The following is a 16,305-nucleotide window of genomic DNA, read 5'->3' on the forward strand; positions in this document are numbered from 1 at the left end:
GCGGCGCCCCCCTCGGCGGCGGCCGGAGCGGGGGACGGGGAGGCCGGGCGGATGCCGGGGGACGTGTGCGGGCAAGAACGATTCACCCGGACGGAGGAGGGGGGCGCCCCCCTCCGTACCGGCCCGGCCGAGGCCCGCCCCCGGCGGACGCGCTCCCCTCCGCGACTCCGCCCGGTCCCGGACGGGGTCCCGCATGGGCGGCGGTGCGCGGCGGTCAGCGGGCGGCGGCCGCCACGGGCGGGCGGGGGACCTCCCAGGTGGCCCGGACCAGGGCGCGTTCGGTGGCCGCGAGGTGGAGGGCGGCGGCCAGCCAGGCCCGTGCGTAGCGGTCGGGATCGGCGTCGGTGGACCGCCCGAAGGTGTCGCGGCCCCGCCGTCCGGCCTCCTCGGCGAGGGCGGCGCCCAGCTCGGCGGCGGTGTGGAAGCCCGCACGGCGCAGTCGCGCGGATCCGGGTGTGCCGCCCGCGCCCCGGCCGCCGCCGCGGAGTTGCTCCGCGACCGTCCTGCGCCCCCCGGCGACGGCGAGTTCCACGAGCCGGCGCGCCTGCCACAGGGGCGCGTCGGCCAGGGGATCGGGACCGGTCGCCTCGGCGGGCGGGGGCTCGCTCCCGTCGGCCGGCGGGACATGCGAGCCCTGCAGGCGGTCGTAGCCCAGGTCCGCGCGCCCGCTCCATTCCGGGGGCAGGCGCAGTGTCGGGCCCGTGCCGGGCACGGGGCCCACCGCCAGGGCGTGGAGGGTGGCCGTCCGCGTGGTGTCGACCCGCCCGAGCACCCGTATCCGCAGACCGGGACGGGCCGCGAGCCTGCGGAGGTTGGCCGTGTGGGCCAGGTCGGGATGGCTTCCCGCGGCGACCAGCCGGATCAGCGGGCCGTCCGGCCGGTCCGTCCCGCCGGGGGGCAGCGCGCGGGCGAGCACCTGGTCGCCGCGGGCGCCGACGACCACCATGTCGCCGCCGACCGGTTCCCGGGCCGCCCGCTCCGCCGCCTCGGGGTCGTCCCAGGGGTCGGGGGACAGCCGCTGCGCGACCGCTTCGGCGAGCGGGCGGGCGAACAGGGCGCCCACGGGCCCTGAGGACCACGGCAGGCCGGGCAGCGGCGTGGCCCTCACTCCGCGGCCGGAGCCCAGGCGGCCGTCCGGGGAGACCGTCGCCCCCGCGATCAGCAGCCCCCTGCGGGCGAGGGCGCCGTGGTCGAGGGCGCCGCCGCCGAGTGCCACGGCGGCCGTCCCGGCGCCGCGGGCGCGTGAGGGGCCGCCGGGCTTCACGTCGGCGAGGGTGTACCAGCGGCCGTCCTCCCCCACCAGATGGGTGACCACCCCGGCGTACCCGGTTGCGCTGATCACCGGCTCCCGCAGGACGCCGTGGACCCGCAGGCCGCCCTCCGGCCGGTAGTCGCGGCGGACGGTGCCGACCAGCCCCGGGGCGGGGCTCCCCGAGGCGAGCAGGTCCGTCGTGCGCAGGAGGTCGCACAGGGCCGAGACGAGGTCGGCGAGCCGGTGGCCGTCGTGGCGGGCGCGGGCGGCCCGCAGGCCGCGGACCACCCGCAGCGCCGCGGCCTCCGCCCGGACGAGCCCGGCCAGCCGGGCGGTGTGCGCGGCGCGCAGGAGCTCCGCCTGCGGCACGGCGCCCGCGGCGGGGGTCCCGGCTTCCAGGACGGCGGCCGCGGCCGCCCAGAGTCCGGTCGCGGCCGACCGCTGGGCGGAGGTGGGAGCGGGCGCGGCGGACGGGCGGACCCGGTCCCGGGCGGTGGACGCCTCGGGCGTCCCGGGGCCTGCGTCCGGTGCCCCGGCCCCCTCCCCCGCCCCGGCGGGCCGCGGGTCCGCGGACCGGCGGTCCGGACCACCCGCCCCCGGGTCGGCGACGGGGCAGGCGCCGAGGACCGCCGCCCGGTGCAGGCACCGGGGTGCGAGCAGACAGGTGCAGCGGGCCTGTTCGGCGGCTACGACCGTCCCGGAGGCTCCGGGGTGGAGGGTGACCTCGGCGTCCGCCCCGCAGTCGATGCGCCAGGCGCCGTCCTCGACGGCGACCGGCGCCGCGGCGCAGCGCTCGATCGCCGCGTCCAGCTTCTTGCGGAGTCGCGAGGTGAGGCCCTCGACGGCCGCCGCCACCACCTCGGGTGCCACGGGCGGCAGCGGGACGCGGTCACCCTGGTCGGCGGTGGTGCGGGGGGTACGGGACGATGTCACCGGGCTTCTCCACGGAGGCGGTCCCCCACCCAGCGGGCGAGGGCGAGCGGGCTGAGGGCGGCGACGGGCATCCCGGCCGCGACGAGCTGCCGGGCGACGGGCACCGAGTAGCGCGGCGCCCCGGCGTCGTCCAGCGCGGCGCAGCCCATCAGATGGACTCCGGACGCGGCCAGAGCACGGACCTCGCCGAGCAGCCCGCCGAGCGCGTGGCCCTCCTCGAAGTCGCTGACCACGACCACCAGGGTGCGGCTCGGCACGGTCACCAGCGTGCGGGCGTGCGCGAGCCCCGCCGCGATGTGGGTGCCACCGCCGACCCGCACCTCCAGCAGCAGTGACAGCGGGTCGGCGACCCGGTCGGTGAGGTCCGTGACCCGGGTGGAGAAGGCCAGGAAGTGGGTGGAGAGGGTGGGCACCCCGCCCAGTACGGCGGCGGTCAGCGCGGACCAGACCACCGAGGCCTCCATCGAGCCGGACACGTCGACCACGAGGATCAGCCGCCAGTCCGCCTCCTTGCGGGCCCGGGTGCCGAAGACGGGCCGCTCCGGGACGACGACCGTCCGGCCGTCGTCGAGCCGCCGGGTGTGGGCCAGGTTGGCACGCAGGGTGCGGGGCAGGTCCAGCGGCCCGCCGGGGCGGCGGGTGGGCCGCGGGGTGGCGAGGCCGGTCAGCGCGGGCCGGACGCGGGTGGCGAGCTCCCTGGCGAGTTCCTCGACGAGGCGGCGGACCAGCGGGCGCAGCGGGGCGAGCCGCTGCTCCGGCAGGCCACCGGCCAGGGACAGCACCGAGGTCAGCAGCTCGACCGAGGGGCGGACGGCGTCGGGGTCCAGCTCGGTCAGGACGTCGGTGCGGCCGTGCTCGGCGGCGGCGGCGAGGACCTCCTGCCGGATCTCCTCGCCGAACAGGACCTGGAGTTCCTCGGCCCACTCGCGTGCGGTGGGGAAGGGAGCCTCCCGGCCGCCGCCGCTGCCGCTGCCGTGGTCCGGCGCGAAGTCGGTGGCGCCCTCGCCGCTGCCCCGGCCGTACAGCTCGTCGAGTGCGTGCGCATAGCCGCGGGCGCCTTCGGGGAGGCGGTCCGTCTCCCGGCCGAGGAGCAGTCGCCACCGGTCGGCGGGGGCCAGTCGGGGCTCCGGGGCGCCGGGGGCGGGGGGCGCGTCCCTCTCGCGGTCGGGTCGGCCGCCGGCGCCCGCGGCTGCTTCCGGCGGGGTGCCGGAGGGGGTGGCGGACGGCGGGGCGCCGCCGGGTGCGGGCCCGTCGGCCGGTTGCGGCAGGCCGAGTTCGCGCAGGGCCGCCAGGCCCTCGGCGTCGGCCGCGGTCCACAGGGCGAGGAGCTCCGGTGGGATGTCCAGGGTGAGGTCGACGTTGTCGCCGAGGCGGTCGGTGACGGCCCGCAGCACCCGGTCCCGGCCCGCCGGGGTGAGTGTGTCGAAGCCGCCGCGGAGCGCGGGCAGCCGGTCCAGGAAGGCGCCGTCGGCCAGGCTGCCGATGCGGTCGAGCAGCGGATCGAGGGCGGCGGGGGCCGACTGGAGCAGCGGGGCGGCCGCCGTCAGCAGGCCGGTCAGCCGGCGGGCCAGCCGGCGGCGGCCTTCGGGGGTGGCCGCGCCGTCGATCCAGCCGGCGGCGCGGGTGCCGAGGGTGCCGGCCCCTTCGAGGTCCAGCAGGACCCGGGCGGCCAGCGCGGCACCCTGCACGAGCGGGGAACCGGAGTCGGCCAGGCCGCCCAGGACCTGGTCGAGCCGGAGGCCGAGGCGGTGCTCGGCGGCCCGCGCCGCGAACGCGACCAGGGCCGCGGCGTCCTCCGGGTCGTCGCTGCCCGCGAGTCCCGGCAGCGACCTGACGGCCGTCTCCAGCAGGACGGCGGCCAGTTCGCCTGCCTGCTCCCGGGTGGCCGGGGTGGTACCGGGCAGGTGCTCGCGCCGGAGCGCCTGGAGCAGGTCGAGGGCTTCGAGGAGTTCGGGGAGGGTGGCGGAGGCGGGCAGCACGGCGGAGGCGTCGGCGAGCCGGTCGGCGACCAGCGACGGCAGATCGCAGCGGGCGGCGGCCCCCAGCGCGGTCAGGACCTGCGCGCTGGTGGCTCCGCCGTCGGAGGCCGCGCGGCGGAAGGTCTCGCGGAGCGTGCCGGCGGCCGCCTGGGCGGCCGTGACGCCCCGTGCACCGGCGAGGTCGAGCAGCGCGGGGACCGAGGGGGTCCAGGCCGACCGCCACCGGGTGGTGAGCGCGGTCGAGTCGCCGGTGCCGGTCACCTCGACCGGATGGCCGTAGCCCACCCCGCAGGCGTCGAGCCGTCGCAGCAGGACCTCCCTCCGCCGGTCGAGCTTCGAGCGGAGGGGGTCGAGGCGGAGTTCGCGGGGCTCGGGCCTCTCCGGGCAGGGCAGGCGCAGTTCGGCGAGCTCGGCTTCCACGGACGGGCCGAGCCCTGAGCGGGGTGTGCCGGGGGCGGTCCTGCCCCGGTCGGTGCCGACCAGGACCGTCTCCAGGGCTCGGGCCAGCGCCCGGCCGCGGCCGAGGGGCTCGCCCTGCCCGAGCACGGTCGTCACCGCCTCCAGCAGTTCTCCCCGGCCGGGCGCGGGCAGGCCGCGGATCCGGGCAAGGTCGCAGGCCAGCCGCAGGGTCTCGGCGGCCTCGCCGGTCCCCGCGGTGTGCCCGGCGGAGCGCAGTTCGCGGCACAGGGAGGTGAGGGCAGCGGCGGCGGCGTCGCGTACCCGCGCCGGGTCTCCCCCGGCCTCGAACACGGCCTGCTGCCACCGGGGGTCGCGGATGCCCGCGGGGTAGCCCGAGCGGGAGTCGAGCAGGTCGAAGGTGTAGGGGACGAGCGAGGTGACCGTGGCGCCGGGTGCGGACGGGGCGGGGGGCTCGGCGCCGGCGCCCCTGCCCGGTGCGGCGGCCGCGTCGGCGGGCGCGTCGGCGGGCGCGGGCGGTGGCACCGGTCCGGCGGGCGCGGAGCCGAGCAGGGCCGGGGCGTGGAAGGCACCGACCACCGCGGCGACCCGCCGGCCTCCGGCGGCCGCGCCGGCGAGCACCCGGCGCATACGGGCCTCGCGCGCCAGGTCCGCGGGGGGCACCCCGCCCGCGTTCTCCGCGTCCCGGCGCAGTGCCCAGCCGACGCCGAGTGCGGCCCTGCGGACCGCTTCGGGCGGGCAGCCGGGGGCGAGGACCTCCACGGCCCGGTCCCACAGGTCGTCGCCGTCGCGGCCGGTGCCGGCGGCGGCCAGGGCCTCGGAGAAGGAACGGCCGGGGCGTGCGGGGGCCGCCTCCGGGTCGGTCGTCCCCCGGGTGTGCGCGGCGGTGGTGGCCGTGGGAGCCGCGGGCGCTCCGGGCGCCTGCCGCTCCCCCGCCCCGGGGTGGGCCGCCTGGGGCTCCGGTGCGCCGGAGCGGCCTCCGCCCGGAGCGCTGCGGGCCGGGTCGGACAGGGGGAGGTCGCAGCACAGGACCTCGGCTCCGCGCTCGCGGGCCCAGCGCACGGCGGCCAGTTCGGGCGAGAAGTCGGCGAACGGGTAGAAGCCGAGCCGTCCTTCGGCGGCACCGGCGAGCGCCACGGGTGCCCGGGTGGCCGGATCGGACAGGTAGGGCAGCCAGGGCTGGAACTCGGCCGGCAGCTCGACGCAGACCGTCTCGGCGCCGCAGGCGTCGAGCAGGGCCGGGACGGCCGCCGCCAGCGCGGGGCTGTGGTGGCGTACGCCCAGGAGGTAGGGGGCCGCGGAACCGGCGAGCGCGGCGACGGCCTCGCGGGGGTCCGCGCCCTTGGCGGGTCGTGCGGGGCCGGCAGGGCTCTCGGGGGCCGCGCCGGGTGCGCTGTCGTGGTGTGCCGTCACCGCAGGTTCTCCCGCAGGTCCCACAGGCGGCGCCACAGGGCGGAGCCGTGCTCGGCCCTGCGGCGCACCGGGCCGTCCCAGTAGCCCAGGAGCCGCTCGTGGTCCGCGGGGTCGTCCTTGCGGACCACGCCGAGGAGGTGACCGGGCATCAGGTCGAGGGCGTCCCCGGCGGGCAGGTAGGCGGAGGCCACCCCGAGGGAGGCGGCGACCTGCACCGCCTCGGCGGTGGACATCACGGTGCCCGGCCGCTCCACGTCCCAGCCCTCGTCGGAGCGCCCGGCGCGCAGGTCCCGGAAGACGGTGACCAGGGCGTCCAGCACGGCGTCGTCCACCCCGAAGGACGCCCCGGCCCGCTCCACCGCCGCCGTGGCCTGGCGGCGCACCAGCGCGGTCTCGGCGTCCGCGTCGGCTATGGGGTGGACGGTCTCGAAGTTGAACCGCCTCTTGAGCGCCGCGGACATCTCCGAGACGCCGCGGTCGCGCAGGTTGGCGGTGGCGATCACGGTGAAGCCGGGGGCCGCGGGCACCAGCCCGTCGGCGGTCCCGGCGCCCGAGAGTTCGGGCACGCTCAGCCGACGGTCCGACAGGATCGACACCAGGGCGTCCTGCACCTCGGGCAGGCAGCGGGTGACCTCCTCGATGCGGGCGACCCTCCCCGTGCGCATGGCGGTGAGGACCGGCGAGTCGACGAGCGCCTCCGGACTCGGCCCCTGGGCCAGCAGCAGGGCGTAGTTCCAGCCGTAGCGGAAGGCGTCCTCGGTGGTGCCCGCGGTGCCCTGGACGGTCAGCGCGCTGGTGCCGCAGACGGCGGCCGCCAGCAGTTCGGAGAGCATCGACTTGGCCGTGCCGGGTTCGCCGACGAGCAGCAGTCCGCGTTCCCCGGCCAGGGTGACCACGCACCGCTCCACCAGGGAGCGCTCCCCCACGAACTTGCGGGTGATCTCCAGCTTCGCGGGCACTCCCGCGGGCGGCTCGCCGGTGAGCACCAGGGGCTCGCCGGCGCTGCCGCACACGAAGGTGACCACGGCACGCGGGGTCAGCGCCCAGCCCGGTGGGCGGGGGCCGTCGTCGAGGGCGGCGAGGAAGGCCAGTTCGGCGGCGTGGCGCTGCTCGGCCGGCCGGGTCTGTGTTGCCGGGGGCTCCGTCGTCGGGTCGGCGGGCCGGGTGGCGGATCGGGTCATGGGCTGGGGACTCCGGTGTCGTGCGGGCCGGTTCGGGCCCGCGGGGGGCTGACCGGACGGGTTCTCGGACGAGTTCTCGGACGGGGTGGCCGGGGTGGCCGGGGTGCGCGGGTCCGCGGGCGGTCCCCCGCGTGCCGGTATGCGTCGGCTCCGCGCCGGGGCGCCCGGTGCCGGGCGCCGGCCTGTGCGACGCACGCTACCGACGGGCACCGACAGCGCGTGCCCGCGGGTGCTCCCGCTCGGCACCGGTCCGGTGCCGAGCGGGCTCCCGGCGGCCGACTCGGGCGCACCCGGCTACGCGTGCGCCTGTGCGGCCGCCGGACACGGCGGCCTGGACGCGGCTGCGCGGCGGTGGCGCGTCCGCCGGGGCCCGCTCCCGTGCAGGGGCCCTGCCGGGACGGCGGTGGCCGGGGCCGCCGCCGTCCCGGGCCCTGCCCGGGAGCGGGCAGGCCGTCCGGGCGGGGAGCGGGGGTGCAGCCTGCGGGCGGACGGGCTCAGCGGCGTCCGCCGCGCGGCACGTCCAGCTCCTCGAAGCGGGGCGCGTCGCCCTCCCGGACGCGGGTCCAGGCCCTGCGGTACAGGTCCGAGGCCGGTTCGCCGGGGACCACGACGCCCAGCGGCGCGTCCTGGCCCGCGAGCAGGTCTCCGAAGAGCGGGAGCTTCCACTGCTCCAGGGGTGTGAGCGGGGACCTCAGGGCCGTCCAGCCGCCCGGCAGGAAGAGCGAGCGCCCCGCCCGGGTGCGCCGCGCCTCCACCACCAGCCGCCCGTGCGCGGCCAGTTCGGCCCGGGCGGCCTTGAGCCGGGCCGGTCTCCACCCGGTCCAGCGCGCCGTGTGGCGGTCCGTCGGGTCGGGCATCGCCAGCAGCATCAGGTACAGCGCGGCGGCGTCCGCCCCGAGGCCGTACGCCTCGGCGGCCTCGCCGACCAGCTGGGGCACCGAGCGCGTCGGGTCCTGCGGCCACCAGGTGCCGTCCTGGCTCCGCTCCCCGGCCACCGGGTCGCCGGGACCGGCCAGCAGCGCCTCGAACCGGGGGTCGCGTGCCAGCCGCAGGGCGGCCTCGGCGGGGAAGCGCTCCTGCGTGGCGGCGCGCAGTGCGGGCAGGTACGGGTCCTCCCCGGACGTGTCCAGCAGCGCGGTGCGCAGCGCGGGCGCGGGCTGGTCGTCATGCGTGGCGAGCACCACCGCTCCGTACCGCTCCCATCCGTCGCCGGTCTCGGTGGGGGCGCCGGCCGCCGCGCGGAAGTCCGGGAGGTCGATGTACCGGTCCAGGTCCAGCATCAGCCCCGGGTGGGCCAGCCTGTCCCGGACCGCGGCCAGGGCGGCGGGCAGCGCAGCGCGCAGCGGGTCCCCCTCCGGGAGGCGGTGGGCCAGCCAGGAGGTCAGGGCCACGGCACCGACCAGGGTGGTCGCGTCGAATCCCGTGTCCTGCCCGTCGACCCGGTGGACGCGGTCGCCCTTGATCCGCCACTTCAGGTCCCGGCTGAGCTGGGGTGCTGCGGCGGGGTCGAGCAGGGCGGGCAGCGCCTCGGCGGGCTTCCAGCGGGTCCGCACCGCGCGGACGGCGTCGCCGAGCAGCGCCTCGGGTATCGGGGTCCGCCGGCCCACCCGGGCGTTCCAGACCCGGGCGGCGGCGGTCACGTCGGGGCCCTCGGTCCACAGCCGCCGCGGTTCGGCGGGCAGCAGCGCCGAGGTGACGGCCCGGCGGAACCGGGCGTCGAAGCCCTGCAGGAGGTCCTTGGCCACGGCGGCGTCGGCGACCTTCACCCCCAGGGTGGTCCGCGCCTGCTTCGACAGGAAGGAGCGCCCGAACTCGTCGGTACGGGGCATGCCGGCGAGGACGAGCCGGGCCGTGGTGGAGGTCACGCCGGTGAGGCGGGCGAACTCCTCGGCGGCCGCCGGGAGCCAGGGAGCCGGGCCGCGCTCGTCCAGCTCGGCCAGGAACTCGCGCACCCACCGGGCACCGCGGTCCGGCTCGCCGACCGGCTGCGAGGACCGCACGGTGTACGGGGCGGGCACCTCGAAGCGACCGGACGGGTCGTGGAGGAGTGCGGTGAGGGAACGGCCCCCCTCTCCCTCGCGCGGGCTGCCCCAGGCGACGACGACGAGGCAGGCGCCGCCGTCCAGCGGCAGCACGCCCGACCAGTCGCCGTCGCGCCGCTTTCCGCGGTACGGCGTCAGATGGTGTGCGTCCAGGTGCAGTTCGAACCGGCGCCACCGGGCCGGTCCGGCGCCGGACGCGACTCCCGCGGCGTCCAGCTCCCGCAGCACGGCGAGCAGCGTGTCGCGGTGCTCGGGCTCGGTGGTCTCCGCCGCGGCGCGGAACGCGGCGGCAGCGCACCCGTCGGCGAACGCCTGGAGGTCCGGCCAGGAGCGCTGCGGCAGGGGAGGTCCGTCGAGGTGGAGGCGGACGGCGGCCGCGGCATCCGCGTCCGGGGAGGTCTGCTGCGCCTCGTGTGCGGCCCGGGCGACGGCGCGGAGGCGGCGGAGCGCCCGGTCGGAGTCGGCCTCGCCGTACCGGGTGTAGCCGCCGTCGACGAGTCCGGCGAGGGCCTGCCGGACGAGGGTGTCGCTCGGACCCGCCGGTTCCTCCTCGTGGCGGGTGGCCGTGAGCTGCTGGTCGAGCCGGGCGGTCACCTCGTCCAGCTCCTCCTGGCGTGCCGCGGCGTACCGTGCCACCCCGGCGATGCCCGTCACCAGTGCCTCGTGGGTGACCGCCGGGAGCAGTGCGCGCACCGCCTCGCGGAGGCCCTTCCCCTCGTCGGCGGACGCGGCCTTCAGCAGCGCCGCCGCCGTGTCCCGGCCGGCCCGGCGCAGGGCGGCCGAGCCCTCCGGGTCCCGGGGGCGCAGGCAGTGCCAGTACTCCACCGGCGGAAGGATCGGGGTGCCCTCCCCGAAGGGGCCCGGGGGGTCGTCGGTGTCGGCCGTGGCCGTGACCGCGCCGTCCGGGTCGACCAGGCTGACCGCGTAGCTGCCGCGGGTCACGGCGCGCGGCCGGTCGTCGCCGGGGAAGAGCAGGGCCGCGACCGGTCGCCCGCACCCGGACGGCACGGTGACGGCCCGCCCTTCCGCGTCGGTGCCGCGTTGCGAGCCGTCGGGCAGGCCCACCACATGCCAGCCGGCCACTCCGCCCCCGGGGGTGCCGGACGCGGCCGTGCCGTGCGCGGGCAGCAGCCGGGCCTCGAGGAGCGTGCTGCCCTCGGGGGCGGTGCGCAGCGCGCCGGTCAGGAACGCGGGCGCGCTGCGGGGCCCCCGCTGCCCCGTGGCCGGGTCGTACGCGTACCAGCCGGCGCCCGCCGAGCCGTCGCCGTCCCGTTCCCGGTCCCACACCCAGAACGAGCTGCCGTCGCCCATCACCGGGCGCTCGGCGGGCAGCACGCTGTCCCCCCGGTGCAGTACGCCGCCGCCGGTGGTCCGGCCGCCTGCGGGGAGCGGGAGGCTGAACTCCCGGAACCCGCTGTAGTAGTCCATCTGCCTGCCCCGGGGGCTGTCCGTGCCCTCCAGGGGCTGCGGCCGGCCGGGGGCGGTGTGCCAGTAGCCGCGCAGCGATCCGTCCAGCGCCCGGGACTCCCAGTGCACGAGGAGTTCCCCGTCCACGAAGTGGAAGCCGGGGTCGCGCCAGGTGTCCCCGGCCGGGATCCGCAGGTCGTGGGTGAGGACGGTGCCCTCGGGGCCGATGACCCGGGCCTGGGTGGGGCCTGCGACGACCAGATGGGGCCAGGCCTCCGCGACGATCAGCTCGTCCACGTCCTCCTTGCGTACCAGGGCGGCCGCCGCCTCCTCCCAGGCGGGCCAGCCCAGTTCGTCCAGGAGCCCGGCCCGCAGCGTCCGGGCGAGCAGGTCGTCGACGCGGCCGCGGGCGACCGCCCGGCGCACCTCGTCCGGGGCGAGGGCCAGTGCCTCGCCCGGGATCCAGGCCAGCCGCTTCAGGGCTTCCGGGAAGCCGGGCAGGCCGGCGGCCGACGACCGCGCGGCGACCGTGCGCACCCACTCGGTCAGCAGGGGCCGCCCTCCGGGCGAGGCGGCGAGCAGCCGGACGGTGCGCTCTCCGTCGGCGTCGTCGAAGGAGGCGTCGGCGGAGCGGAGGAAGGCGGGCCGGAACCGGGGGTCGGCCGCCAGGGCCAGCAGGTCCCGCTGCCCCTCCCCCTGCCCCCAGGAGTTCAGGCGCAGGCGGCCTTCTCCCGGGTCGGCCACCGGCAGGCCCAGCGTCAGCAGCAGGTCCAGCAGGTCGACATCGGCCGTGTGCGGCAGCGGCGCCGCGCGCTCGGCGAGTTCCCTGCGCAGCCGCGGGGCCATCCGCTCCACCAGCGCGTACAGGGCGGGCATCCGGTCGGGCCGGTTCCACCGGTGCCGGCGGAAGTCCAGGAACCGCTCCAGCCAGCCCGCGCTGCCGTCGGCGGGGCGTACCGCGCCGGAGTCCTCGTCCTCGCACAGCCCGGCGGTGGCACCGGACTCCTCCAGGATCTCCAGCCACAGGGCGGACAGGCCGTCGTCGTCGCTGTGCGGCAGGACCTCCAGCAGGGTGGCGCGCACCCCCGCGTCCCGGCGGGCGAGTGCCGCCAGGGCCGTGCGGTGCGCCTTCCACCAGCCGGCCGCCGCCCGCACCGTACCGGCAAGCCCCAGCAGCTGCGCCAGGTACTCCTGTTCGGCCTCGCCGGACCGCTGCCCGTGGGCGGCCTTGGCCAGCCGCCGCACGTCCGCGGCCATCTGGGCCGACGGCGGAAGACCACCGGAGGTACGGCGCACGCACAACCGGACGTAGCGCCGCAGCGCCTCCTCCGCGGGGACCCGTGCCGCCAGTTCCTTCGCGTATCCGGACAGCGACTTCACCGGCAGCGCTCCCGCGAGCGCGAACTCCAGGAACACCGCGTCCAGCCGGTCCTCGTCGACCGCCAGTCCGTGCTCGGCCTCGGCCCGGCGGGCCGCGGTGAACATCCGGCCCGCGAAGGCGATGTTGTCCACTCCGAGGAAGGTCCGCCCGGCCTGCTCGTGGAAGGTGGGCAGGAAGTGCGGAACGGACGCGGCCAGTCTGGCGGCCAGCTTCTGGTACGCCTCCAGCGCCGCCTTCGGCTTGGTCCTGGCCCGCTGCGCCGCGCGCTCCAGCTCCGGTACGAGGTCCAGGGCGCGGTGCCCGTCCTCGGGATGGTGCACCAGCACCCACTCCGGGAAACCCAGCTCCCGGCGTGTGCCGACGCCGACCACCGCCGGCGGACCGTGGGGCTCCAGGCCCATGAAGCCGCACGTCAGATCCTCGGCCCCGCCCAGCGTCTCGGGGACCAGGCGCACCACGGTGCGGTCCGGGAGCCCGGGATGGCGGTAGGCGCGGGCGGTGAGCCCCACCGCCGCGGGACCGGCTCCCCCGGTGCCGGGCGGCAGCACCGCACCGGCCGCCAGCAGCTCCTCCGGATCGGTGCCCGGTGCTGCCGATGCGGTGTCCCGGGTCGAGGCGGTGTCCCGGGTCGTGGGGTGGTTGCTCATGCGTCCTTGCCTTCCTCGATGATCCGGCCGGCGTGCAGCGCCGCGGCCATCCGCATGCCCTCGGACCAGGCCACGGGCCCGACGTCACGCAGCCTCAGAATCCTGCCGTCGGCGTCCCGCCACTGCAGGGCCCCGGTCTCGGTGTCGTCGTCCCAGTAGGGCTCCCCGATCCACACCGCCGCCTCGGTGGTCCGCCCGGCCTCCCGTACGAGGCAGGTGGCGCTGCCGCCCGAGACCCGGTAGCCGAGCGAGGCGGCGCGCGCCGCCAGACCGAATCGCGAGGTGTACGCCCCTCCGGCGTACTCCCTGACCTCGGTGCCGCCGGGGGTGGGGTGCTCCGGTGTGCGCCAGGTCGCCCGGTGGATCTGCTCGACCTTCTGCACCACGCCCAACTCGGCGGCGAACTCCCGCAGCTCCTCGAGGTCGGGCAGCAGGACGGGGTGCGGCAGCAGCACCGTCGGCGGCGCCATCCGCACGGTCTCGCCGTCGAGGTTCACCACCCGCAGCTCGCCGGACGCGGTGACGTCCCTCAGCAGACCGGGCTCCTCGGGGTCCTCGCCGACGACCACCAGGTCGCGCAGTGCGGACTGCCACGCCTCGTCCGGCCACACCCGCGCCAGCAGCCCGGTCGGCACCGGCAGCGAGGAGACCATCCAGTTGTCCACGCGCGCCAGGCAGTCCTCGGCGTGCCGGTCCAGCCACCGCGCGAACCGCCGCAGCCGGTCCACCTCGGGGTGGTCCCTGAGCGCCTTCGGCAGCGTCTTCAACTGCCGCCCCGCGGACCGCCCGGTCGTCGACCGGGCGGTCACCCGGCCCCCCACCAGGGCGATTTCGTACCCGTCTCCCGCTGCCAGCCAACCCACCGCAGTCCCCGCCCTTCGCGCACGTGCCCCCGGCGCACGCACCGAAGGCCCGGGCACACCCGCGCCACGGCCTCCGGCACCGCCGTACTGATGCACCGAAGACTAGGTGCCGCCACCGACAACCGGTCCGGGGGCCGCGGCGAACCGTCCGGGGCGGCGCGGCCTTGGCCGGGGCACGCGGCGGTTCCGGGTGGCGCCGGGCCGCCTGCGGGCCAAGGGCCGTCCTGTCACACCCCGGTGGATCGGTGTGCGGCGTCGGATACGGTGCACCCCGCACGGCGGAGGGCCGCCTTCCCGACCGGTGCGGGCGGTGCGACGGCGCGGCTCCGGCCGCGTGCTGCGGCGCGTCGTGCGCCCGCCGGGTACGGCGGGACAGGCCTTAGGCTCCCCTCATGGACGCTGAGGGGACATCGCTGCTGAACGTCGTGGACGTCGAGGCCACGTGCTGGGAGGACCGGCCTCCGCCGGGCGAGGTCGGCGAGATCATCGAGATCGGGCTGACGGTGGTGGACCTGGCCGCGCGGGAGCGGCTGGCCAGGCACCGGATCCTGGTGCGGCCCGCGCGCTCGTCGGTGAGCCCCTTCTGCACCGGCCTGACGGGTCTGACGCAGGACGAGGTGGACACCGGGCTGTCCTTCGCCGAGGCCTGCCGCGCGCTCGCCGCCGAGCACCGGGCCGGGCAGCGTCCCTGGGCCAGCTGGGGCGACTACGACCGCCGGCAGTTCACCCGGCAGTGCCGGGCCACCGCCACCCCCTACCCCTTCGGCTCCCGGCACACCAACGCCAAGGCCGTGTTCACCGAGGCCCGGGGACTGCACAAGCGCCCGGGCATGGCGCAGGCGCTGGCCCTCGCCGGACTGCCCCTGGAGGGCCGCCACCACCGGGGCGAGGACGACGCCTGGAACATCGCCGCGCTGGTGCTCGCTCTCGCGGAGGACGGGGCCTGGCCGACGGCGGAGCGCGCGGCGGGGTGAGCGCTCCCGGGCCGCGCGGACGCGCTGCGGGCCCGGGAGCGCCCGGTGCGTGCCGTCGGGCCGCCCCGGGCCGCACCCTCAGGCGGGGTCGAGATCACCCCTGCGGGCCTCGGCGGGAGCCTTCGCCCGCTCCGGGCGGGGCCAGGCGGGAGTGAGCGGTGCGGACACCGCGCGCCACCACGGGTCGACGGGCAGGACGCCCGCCGGTTCGAAGGGCTCCCCCGGACGGGGGAAGGCGGCGGCCTGGCCCGCCTCCCCGGCCGCGTCCCTGGTCCACTCCCCCGGCTCGGCCCACGGGTGCGGTGCGAGGTTGAAGGTGCCCCAGTGGATGGGCAGCAGGACCCCCGCCGGAACTCCGCCCTGGAGGTCGAGGTGGGCCCGCAGCCCCTCGTCGGGGCGCATGTGGATGTCCGGCCAGTAGTCCGAGTAGGCACCGATCTGGATCATGGTGGCGTCGAAGGGGCCGTGCTGGGCGCCGATGTCGGCGAAGCCGGGGAAGTACCCCGTGTCCCCGCTGTGGTAGATCCGGTGCTCGGGCCCGGCGACGGCCCAGGAGGCCCACAGGGCGTGCTGCCGGTTGCGCAGGCCCCGGCCGCAGAAGTGGCGTGCCGGGGTGGCGGTCAGGCGCAGCCCCGCGATGTCGGTGGTCTCGTTCCAGTCGAGTTCGCGCAGCCGGTCCGGCGCCACGCCCCAGCGCTCCAGATGGGCCCCGACCCCCAGGGGCACCGCGAAGACCGTGCCGGATCCGACGAGGTCGCGGATCGTGGGCAGGTCGAGGTGGTCGTAGTGGTCGTGCGAGATCACCACGGCGTCGACGGTGCCGAGGGAGGCGAGCGGGACGGGCACACGGTGCAGTCTGCGGGGGCCGACGAAGTCGAAGGGGGAGCAGCGCTGCCCCCAGACGGGGTCGAACAGGACCCGCCGGCCGTCGATCTCGGCCAGGACGCTGGAGTGTCCCATCCAGGTCAGGCGCAGGCCGGAGGCGGGCCGCCGGGCCAGGTCGGCGAGGGTGGTGGTGTGCACGGGCACCGAGCCGGACGGGCTGCGGCGGGCCCGCGCCTCCTTCTCGAAGTAGATCCGGGCGAATTCCGACAGGGAGGCGCCGGAGGGGCGCGTCCGGGCGCCGATCGGGTTCCGGAAGGAGCCGTCGGAGAAGTTGGGCGAACTCCGGATGCGCCGCAGGCGCTCACCCGAAGGGTCGGCGCCGAAGGCGGCGGTCCTGAGGGCGCGCAGCCGCGCACGCAGCGGGTGGAAGGGACCTGCGCCGGTCACGGCACCTCCTGGTGGTCGGCGGTTGCTTCCATTATGGGTTTTCCCCGGCGCTCCGGCCGGTTCGGACGGGGCGTCCGCGGTCCCCGGGCAACGTGTGCGCGGGTCGCCGTGTTCCCTGCCGTGGCGGTGCAGGGGTCGTCGGCCCCGTCTTCATCGTGCGCCCGCCGCCTCCGGACGGCCGCCGGACGGGGCCGGGGCGTCCGTCCTCCGGGGGCCGGTCGCCGGGACGCGGCGGGGGCTGCGGGCGGGGGCGGTCGGGGCGGGTGTCACATCCGGCCGGGCCTGCCCCGTCGTACGGGTGGAGATCCGGACACCCCTTCAGGAGGCCGCCATGCCCCGCCCGCCGTCGACGTCCCGCCCCTCCCCGGCCCCCGGGGCGCCCGTGGCGGGCCCGCGGCGGGTGCCCGACCCGGTGGGACACCCGGCGCAGGGCAGCAGGGCCACCGGGGTGCACCACGGGCCGGAGCCGGTCCGGGGGGCTCTGCGTCACGCCTCCGGAATGACCGGAATTAGAGGCTCCGCACTCTGGACCCGCGCCAAGATC

The 16,305-nt window shown here is 78.1% G+C and carries 7 protein-coding genes; 1 reads left to right on the forward strand and 6 read right to left on the reverse strand.

All coding sequences use genetic code 11. From position 1 onward, the window contains the following. Positions 1 to 214 precede the first annotated feature (214 nt). The 5 genes from ACGF15_RS01435 to ACGF15_RS01455 all read right to left on the reverse strand — a co-directional run bounded on the left by ACGF15_RS01435 (position 215) and on the right by ACGF15_RS01455 (position 13,515). Positions 215 to 2,185 (reverse strand): hypothetical protein, encoded by a 1,971-nt coding sequence (locus tag ACGF15_RS01435; protein WP_392796540.1) that lies wholly within the window; start codon positions 2,183 to 2,185, stop codon positions 215 to 217. Then, entirely contained in the window at positions 2,182 to 5,994 is a 3,813-nt protein-coding gene (locus tag ACGF15_RS01440; protein ID WP_392796541.1) for a DUF5682 family protein, read from the reverse strand. The genes ACGF15_RS01435 and ACGF15_RS01440 overlap by 4 nt, the downstream gene beginning before the upstream one ends. Then, positions 5,991 to 7,175, reverse strand: coding sequence for an AAA family ATPase (locus tag ACGF15_RS01445; protein WP_392796542.1), 1,185 nt, complete (start codon positions 7,173 to 7,175; stop codon positions 5,991 to 5,993). Before ACGF15_RS01445 ends, ACGF15_RS01440 begins: the two co-directional genes overlap by 4 nt. Before the next feature lie 494 nt (positions 7,176 to 7,669). Then, a complete protein-coding gene (locus ACGF15_RS01450; protein ID WP_392796543.1) occupies positions 7,670 to 12,652 on the reverse strand; it encodes a DNA-binding protein in 4,983 nt (1,660 codons plus the stop codon). After that, a complete protein-coding gene (locus ACGF15_RS01455; protein ID WP_345608639.1) occupies positions 12,649 to 13,515 on the reverse strand; it encodes a DUF4132 domain-containing protein in 867 nt (288 codons plus the stop codon). The genes ACGF15_RS01450 and ACGF15_RS01455 overlap by 4 nt, the downstream gene beginning before the upstream one ends. 392 nt (positions 13,516 to 13,907) lie before the next feature. On the opposite strand from ACGF15_RS01455, the gene ACGF15_RS01460 reads away from it, so the two are divergent. Further along, positions 13,908 to 14,489 carry a 3'-5' exonuclease gene (locus ACGF15_RS01460; RefSeq protein ID WP_345608641.1) on the forward strand — a complete coding sequence of 194 codons (582 nt, stop codon included), beginning with the start codon at positions 13,908 to 13,910 and terminating at the stop codon, positions 14,487 to 14,489. A gap of 78 nt (positions 14,490 to 14,567) precedes the next feature. Here the strand turns inward: ACGF15_RS01460 and ACGF15_RS01465 are convergent, their stop codons facing one another. Next, on the reverse strand, positions 14,568 to 15,761 hold the full coding sequence (locus tag ACGF15_RS01465; RefSeq protein WP_345608643.1) for an MBL fold metallo-hydrolase: 1,194 nt from the start codon (positions 15,759 to 15,761) through the stop codon (positions 14,568 to 14,570). Positions 15,762 to 16,305 lie beyond the last annotated feature (544 nt).

The sequence above is a fragment of the Streptomyces sp. NPDC048001 genome (genome assembly GCF_043203115.1).
Lineage (GTDB): Bacteria > Actinomycetota > Actinomycetes > Streptomycetales > Streptomycetaceae > Streptomyces > Streptomyces sanyensis.